We start from the raw sequence: 7,347 nt of genomic DNA on the forward strand, positions 1-7,347 counted from the left end.
CAACAGCAAAGCCTGCTCCGAGCTCGTCACCGCTTCGTATCGGGATTCCTTTTTTAACCCCAGCCGGTATGAGGAGCATGGAGTGGCCGTGGCGTCCGCAAGAGCGGGCAATGTGATCGGGGGCGGAGATTGGGCCGGTGAACGGCTGATCCCGGACAGCTTCAGAGCCTTCCGCAATCAAGTTCCCTTGGTCATTCGAAGTCCGCACTCGGTACGCCCCTGGCAGCATGTATTGGAGCCGCTTGGCGGTTATCTGCTGCTGGCTCAGCGGCTGTATGAAGAAGGAGTGCGGTATGCGGAAGCCTGGAACTTCGGGCCGGAGGAGCAGGATGCGCAGAGCGTCGAATCGGTGATCAGCCGTTTTTGCCGTTTATGGGGAGAGGGAGCGGCTTATGAGGTTGTGCCTGATGGTAAGCTTCATGAAGCCGCCGCGCTGAAGCTTGACTGCTCCAAGGCTAAGGCCCGGCTGGGCTGGCGTCCCAGATGGAATCTGGATTCCGCCTTGGCTCAGACTGCCGCCTGGTATAAGGCTTATTTGAATAGGGAAGACCTGCTGGAGCTCTGCCGCGCACAGATTAGGATGTTTGAGCAGGCGGGTGGCTGATTCAGGAGAGGTTGTTGGGTGTCCCGCAAGCCATGGAAAGGGCTGGTGGGATGCCCTTTTTTGTGATGGGATTTAGGCCGGCAGACGGTGCTGCTCGAATGGAAGCGGATAGCGCAGAATGCCTGAAATTATGCATCTTTTGGTTATATGAGAATATATGTTCGATAACGAGCCTGCAAAAATACACTTATTTTCCCGTACAGCCTCAACTTCAGTCAGCAGAGCCCCAAATTCCTGTAAATTCGTAGGTCTTCCCTGCGAATCAACGTTTTTGACAGAAAAAAGATGCACTTTAATTGTTTTTCAATCGCGATGAACTAAAATGAGGGCCAATCTGACCTCGTCTCTTGATGTCGGAGCGATTGCCCTGATTCCTAGAAAAAGCAGAAGCCAGCCAAGTCTTTCAACAACCGAAAGGCTTGCTGGCTTCTTAGCTTTCTTTGCAATTTTGAATAAGGAAGGCAGCCCCGCCCTTTAACGCTCATTGAGCTGAACGCTCCAGGCTGAGGAAGATGAGGCGGATCTCCTTGCGGAAATCCTCGACCCCCAGGTGTTCCTTGAATCCGTACCGGTCTTCCAGTTTCCGCAGGGTTATTTCGAACCGGTTCTCCTGCCGGGGCTCCTCCCCTTGAACGAGCAGCTGAACCGGATCGGGGTACATTTCATCGTGAACTTCCTTTACACTTTGTGCAGCTTCCAGAATGGTCATATGAAATGGGGAGCCGAGATTCAGCGTGTCGTAGGAAGCCGGGAAGTTCGCCAGCACGGCGCTTGTCACCTTGGCCACAGTGTCAACACTAACAAAGTTTCTTCTTTGTCTTCCCGAGGAGCGAATCGTAATGGTCTTGTTAAAGAATGCTTCCCTGCACAGGCAGGCCGGAACCAGGCTCCAGCGGTTGATGGTCGGAGACGCAAAGTGGCCGTACACATTCGTCGGCCGGATGCTGACCGCTCGCAGCAGCCCTTTTCTTGCGTACATTTCCGTATAAAGTTCAGCTACCGCATGATTGGCGGCATAATCGTTCTCAGGAAGGACTGACGACTCTTCCGTGATCATCCCTTGGAGTTCCGATCCGAGCACCTGTATAGTCGAAAAGAATATCATCTGCTGTATTTTGTTGTTTACGGCAAAATCCAGCACATTTTTGGTCCCGATCAAGGAGAGCTTAATTCCTTCCCGGCCATTCTTGGAAACGATATCGTTGGCGGCTGCCAGATGAATAACGGCATCCCCACAGGTGCTGAGCCCGGGAAATCCGTCCGAGATCACATCCGCCGCGATATCCTCATAGGCTGCTCCGGCATCGGCTGCATGCTCCGGAAGGCTGCGGAAGATCCGTACCACCTCATGGCCTTCCCGGCGAAGCTGCTCGCACAAAGAGCTTCCGATAAATCCTCCCGCTCCGGTGACTATATATCTCATACCGAATCAAGCCCTTTATTTTGCGAAATGAACATCTCCAGCGTAGGCAGATTCTTGTCTTTTTCAGAGAGAATCGGCGTTTCCGTCGGCCATTTCACAGCGACCAACGGATCATTCCAGCGGATGCCGCCATCCTCTGCGGGAGAGAATTTCGAATCTACTTTATACTGTACGATGCAATGATCGCACAGCGTGCAGAAACCATGGGCGAAGCCGCGTGGAATATAGATCATCGCCCGGTTGTCTTCGGACAGCTCAATGCTGTCCCATTCTCCGAAGGTCGGGGAGCCTATCCGCAGATCTACAAATACGTCAAGCACGGCGCCAGTAGCGACCCTTACTAGTTTGGCTTCTGAACAGGGGGAATATTGGAAATGCAATCCCCGGATCGTCCCTTTGCGGACCGACACCGATTGATTCTCCTGAATCCAGTGGCGATGGATGCCGTAAGAGACGAAGATGGACTCGTCATAGGTTCTCATAAACTGCCCCCGGTGATCGCTAAGCGGAGACAATTGGATTTCAAACGCACCTTCCAGCCTTCTTGGAATAATCTTCATCCTTGATCCCCTCCGATCTTAAGGGCGATTGGTCCTTTAGCGGAGGAGCCTATGATGCTCGCCTCATCGCCAAGAATGCCGGCAATGACGGTCTCGCCGGTTCTGCTGATTGTGACATCCCGCAGCAGAATGCTGTGCTCAATATGGCATTCCTCTAAACGGGCTCCGGACAAGACCGAAACATAGGGGCCGATCGTGCAGTTCTTGAATACGCAGCCGGGACCGATGACCACTGGAGCCTGAACCGTACAATTGACAAGTGTAGATTCCCCGGAAATGTTGATCTTTTCTCCGTACAGCTCATTCATCATCCAGTTGTTGGCCGCAAGCCAACGCTCTGAGGTCCCTACGTCGGAGCAGTGCTCCCGGGTTATCGCATAGGCAGCCCTTTCTCCGCTGTCAATCAACCGCTGTATGGCGTCCGTTATTTCCAGCTCTCCCCGGTCAGAGACCGTCAAGGCCCGGATATAATCAAAAATTCCAGCTTTAAAGGCATAGCTGCCGACGATCGCGAGATTGCTTTTGGGGAATTGCGGCTTCTCTTCCAGCGCGATAATCCGGGTTTCATTGATTTCGGCTACACCGAACTGCTGCGGATTCTCCACGTGAGTGAGCAGGATGCAGGCCGCCGATTGCTCCAGCTGGTCAATCAGCGTCTTGAGCGGTTCTTTGATCAGATTGTCGCCGAGAAGCAGAATGAAATCACTCTGTCCGATGTAATCCTCGGCTGCGGCCACCGCGTCCGCAATGCCCCGCGGCACTTGCTGGTACAAATAAGTCAGGGATACCCCGAATCGTTCCCCGCTGCCAGCGGCGCCGTGAATCATCTTTTCCTGGGACGGATGGATCACGATGCCGATCTCATGAATACCTTCTTTCGCCAGCTTTTCAATCGCATAGAACAGAATCGGTTTATTGGCGACAGGAAGCAGCGTTTTCGGCCTGGTGAGCGTAAACGGTCTTAGGCGGGTGCCTTTTCCGGCGCAGACAATCAGCCCCTTCATATTCCTCCGTCTCCCTCGCGGGAGCCGTATCTGGACTGGAAGGGATCGCGGCCTGACTCAAAAGCCTGAGCGTCGCTGCCGTAGGCTTTCCTTTCTTCTGCGGTAACCGGGCTGCCGTCCAGATAATAGTCATAGCTCCAGGGGACCTTGGAGAGTTCCTCTTTCCCCATCGTATCCATCTCCTCCAAATAGAGCTGAAGCAGCCGGTACAACGGGTTTCCACGGTCGGGAATCCACTCGTTCATACAATATTGCAGCATCCCGTGCAATCCGGAATAGTGATAGCATACGAAGGGAACATTATTTTCCAGCCAATACCGCCCATTCTCCTCCCGGACAATCTTCCGGCAGCGCTCATGCAGGTTCCACGCGGCGACGTTATACCCCGGATGCTTCCATATTGTGACATTGAATAAAGCCGGGGCCAGGTCTACCCATTTCTGATCGACAAAAAAGGGAGCGTTATAATAGCAGTAGCTGTACAGCCGCTGTCCCCACCATTCCAGAAAGCGCATCGTTTCCTCCGATCGCCGAAGCGCCAGAAAGCCGGTATTAAAAATACCGTGGTGCAGATAACCAAGAGGCTGGCCGTTAGGTTCGATCCGGTGAGGGGATAACAGAATATCATGATGCTCCAGGGCGGCCAGCAGATCGTCGTAAGGAGCATAGGCGATGATGTCGGTATCCATGAATACGACATTCATCTCCTCCGGATGCCGGTCAAACAATAAACGGAGAAACGCCGGTTTGATGGAGGTTACCCCCTCAAGCAGACTGTATTTAAAAATACTTCCTTCAAACCGGGGAATTCCCAGATCCTTGGCAAGAATGACCTCATCAAACCACGGCACATTATATGCCGCCGGATGAATGGTCCGTTCCATCAGGCAGATGACAACCCGGGCATACGGCATGTGGTATTTGGCTGCTCTTGCCATCATTTTTGCTTCGTGCAGGTTATCGGCACAGGTCACCGAACAAATAATCATGGAGCGCCTCCTATCATAATGTGGATTAGAAATCACTGTGGTTTGAAAGCGTGAAGGGGTTCGCCTCAACGAAGTGGTCTATTTTTGCCGCTCTATAGCGCAATTTGGTCTCATCGGCAATCTTCTCCCCGCTGTAAAAGTAGTCGTAGACCCAAGGCAGGGCGGGATGCTGAAGAGACAGCCAAGCCCAAGTTTGCTTATATTCGTTCCACATTTGTCTATAAGCCCCGTCATGGGGAATATAGGTGTCTATACAGCTGTCCAGCAGTCCCAAAAAGTTGCTGAAATTCACGCAGCGAAGAGGGGTGTGGTTGGTTAGACAGTATTCTTCGCTGGCGCGAAAGAGGTTTCTGTCGTTCTCATGCAGATTCCAGAATGCCAGACTATATCCCGGATGGCGAAGTACGCCCGCATTGAAAAAAGCCGGAGCGAAATTCAAATAAGGCTGATCGGTAAAAATTCCGCTTGGCTGTCCGCCAAAATCGCCTGCAATGATCGTCATCCACCATTTTGCAAAATTACGCCCTTCGCAGCTGTTCTTCACGGCCACAAGACCGCTGTGAAAGGTGCCGTCCTGCAGCGTGCCGATTTCGCGGGAACAATCCCAGGCGTCCGATGATTCCAGGTGATGGGGGGTTAACACAACATCATAGTAGCTAAGCATATGTTCGATCTCGTGAAACGGCTTAAACACATACATTTCCGGATCGAGATAAACAATATGCTCTTCAGCCGGAAAGGCTTCAAGAAGATAGGTTAACAGCTGTCCCTTCATTGCCGTACCGCATTGGAGGGAGTTAAACTTGAATATATATCTGTCAAAATCATGAAATCCGATGTAGCCGGAAATTTGTCTGGCCGTAAAAATCCAGTCAATGTCCGGCAGCGGTCCCACCGGGCTCTCTTCTACTAGGCAGACTAGAACTTTGGCGTAAGGCATTTGCCGCTTGACTGAGCCTGCCATCAGCCTGGCCTGGGCTAATCCGGACGCATTAACAACTGTTCCGATAATCACGGGTGGATCATCCTCCTTATTCTGGAATCCGAATACTGCAGTATATCGGTTAAATGCGTAGACCGGCACGGCGCCTGTCTCCCTGGATGGACTCCTAATAAATTCAAGGATTATTAATTGACCGCTGGCGAGTAATAGATTAGTATTGTGATATACTAATATTTGGATGTTTAGTAAATGTCTTGTTGGAGGTGACTCTGTTGATCAGCAATGCTACGATCCGATGTGAAATGGAAACCTATATTCGGGAGCAGGGACTTACCATGCAGAGTTTTGCGGAGCAGGCCGGTGTCAATCGGGGAACCTTGAGCGCCATCATCAACCGAAATCCGCCCCGTAAAATATCCGTACGCGAGCTTGATTTGATAACCAAAGGCATGGGGCTGCCCGAAGGGGAGCTTTACAGTCTTTATGCGGAGGAGTGCTTTATTCAAGCTGTTCCGCATTGGCGGCGGCTCAAGCCTTTTTTGCTGCGCTGCGCTGAGACGGGGAAGCTGGATTGTATTGGAAAAGTGCTCGAAATGCTGCTGGACAACTTGTCCCATATCGGGGAGATTTTCGCTACAGCGGAGCAGATGTACGAACAGGGATACCGGGATGCTTCCAAATTATTGTACCGATGCGTGATTGAAAGCGAAAAATACAACAACTCCGAGCGTCTGGCCATCAGCCATTACCGGATGTTTCAGATCGCCATTGGAAAGGATATGGAGGCCAATTTGCGGGCGGCTTTGCAGTTTGAGCCTTACCGAAGTTGGTTGCCGGTGGAATACCGGCTTGAAGCGCTGGTTGAATTGCTTCGAATTTATTTTTCCGTACATAATTGGAAACAGTTTGAAATGTTATCAGATGAGTTGATTGACCTGGCCCACACAGTTTATAGGGAGCGGAAAGATGAAACGAGATTCTTAAGTTCTTCCGAAGGAGAGCCGATTCGGCTGCGAAAATCGTTAATACGTTACTATGGACAGGGTTACCTTTGCAAAGCGACCGCGCTGCAAAAAATGGGCAGATACGAAGAAGCCAGGAAAGCGATTGACTGTTACGCCGATCTGAGTTGGCTGGGACCGATAAATGATGAAGATAAGCAAGAGATTCTAAAATACAAATCATGGGCCATGGCGAATTCTTATACCCAAGACATCCTGATGGGCCGTCAGGAGACGCTAGAAGCCTACGTTGATTTTTTGCGGAGTCACCCGGCAGAAATTCTGCCCGGGCTGGTTACAATCGTTCAATCCGCGAATAAATATCATTTTTCGATAGATTGGATTATAAATGAATTTACCGACTCGATTTCCGGCTTCGATCAATTCACGGATGTGGTCAATATGGAGCGGCGGCTGCGTTTTGCCATTCAATATTCCATCTATTGTGTCCGGCGGGGAAAAATGAAACAAGGTATGGAAAGCTGCCTGAAGGCGCTTGAACTGTCCTCCAAGACTAACAGCGAGACTTATTTCGGCGATTTGATCAAAGAATTTATGCATGTTCAGAAGCCGGTTTAGGGGAGTCTTCATTTGAAAGCGGATTATGAAAAAACATATGGGACAAATAAGCTGATCTTTGACTAAACGATTGGCTATCAGGCATGGACCTGCTGGGTGCCGTGCTTTTTATGTTTGAATATAAGTAGTCCTTATCTCAAAGCGCTCAAGTGTCTATGACTTGGATTTTCAGTTCTGTTGCTGGATCTGCCAATCAATATTTAAACTTAGCACGCCTGTTGATTACCCAAAATAAGGAATAACA

Annotated in this window: 6 protein-coding genes and 1 pseudogene; 2 read left to right on the forward strand and 5 right to left on the reverse strand. The window is 50.7% G+C overall.

Annotated elements, in window-relative coordinates; genetic code table 11:
* A pseudogene (locus L691_RS32910) lies at window positions 1-604 on the forward strand (CDP-glucose 4,6-dehydratase); the annotation flags it as partial.
* A gap of 481 nt (window positions 605-1,085) precedes the next feature.
* Here the strand turns inward: L691_RS32910 and L691_RS0117185 are convergent.
* The 5 genes from L691_RS0117185 to L691_RS0117205 are packed head-to-tail and all read right to left on the reverse strand — an operon-like array spanning window position 1,086 to window position 5,595.
* The gene (locus L691_RS0117185; protein ID WP_025691663.1) at window positions 1,086-2,027 is read right to left on the reverse strand and encodes an NAD-dependent epimerase/dehydratase family protein; all 942 of its coding nucleotides are present in this window, start codon (window positions 2,025-2,027) and stop codon (window positions 1,086-1,088) included.
* A complete protein-coding gene (gene rfbC, locus L691_RS0117190) occupies window positions 2,024-2,587 on the reverse strand; it encodes a dTDP-4-dehydrorhamnose 3,5-epimerase (protein WP_025691664.1) in 564 nt (187 codons plus the stop codon). Before rfbC ends, L691_RS0117185 begins: the two co-directional genes overlap by 4 nt.
* Window positions 2,584-3,591 (reverse strand): glucose-1-phosphate thymidylyltransferase, encoded by a 1,008-nt coding sequence (locus L691_RS0117195; protein ID WP_025691665.1) that lies wholly within the window; start codon window positions 3,589-3,591, stop codon window positions 2,584-2,586. Before L691_RS0117195 ends, rfbC begins: the two co-directional genes overlap by 4 nt.
* Window positions 3,588-4,580: a hypothetical protein gene (locus L691_RS0117200; RefSeq protein ID WP_025691666.1), complete on the reverse strand. Its 993-nt coding sequence runs from the start codon at window positions 4,578-4,580 to the stop codon at window positions 3,588-3,590. Before L691_RS0117200 ends, L691_RS0117195 begins: the two co-directional genes overlap by 4 nt.
* 25 nt (window positions 4,581-4,605) lie before the next feature.
* Window positions 4,606-5,595: a hypothetical protein gene (locus L691_RS0117205; protein ID WP_156934265.1), complete on the reverse strand. Its 990-nt coding sequence runs from the start codon at window positions 5,593-5,595 to the stop codon at window positions 4,606-4,608.
* 200 nt (window positions 5,596-5,795) lie between these two features.
* On the opposite strand from L691_RS0117205, the gene L691_RS0117210 reads away from it, so the two are divergent.
* Window positions 5,796-7,103, forward strand: a complete 1,308-nt coding sequence (locus tag L691_RS0117210) for a helix-turn-helix domain-containing protein (RefSeq protein WP_025691668.1) — start codon at window positions 5,796-5,798, stop codon at window positions 7,101-7,103.
* Window positions 7,104-7,347 lie beyond the last annotated feature (244 nt).

It is taken from the genome of Paenibacillus zanthoxyli JH29, assembly GCF_000520715.1.
GTDB classification, from domain to species: domain Bacteria; phylum Bacillota; class Bacilli; order Paenibacillales; family Paenibacillaceae; genus Paenibacillus_AQ; species Paenibacillus_AQ zanthoxyli.

Bases quoted from the DNA above. Each gene is read 5' to 3' on its own strand.
- L691_RS0117185 (WP_025691663.1), bottom strand. From the start codon at position 2,027: ATGAGATATATAGTCACCGGAGCGGGAGGATTTATCGGAAGCTCTTTG.
- rfbC (WP_025691664.1), bottom strand. From the start codon at position 2,587: ATGAAGATTATTCCAAGAAGGCTGGAAGGTGCGTTTGAAATCCAATTG.
- L691_RS0117195 (WP_025691665.1), bottom strand. From the start codon at position 3,591: ATGAAGGGGCTGATTGTCTGCGCCGGAAAAGGCACCCGCCTAAGACCG.
- L691_RS0117200 (WP_025691666.1), bottom strand. From the start codon at position 4,580: ATGATTATTTGTTCGGTGACCTGTGCCGATAACCTGCACGAAGCAAAA.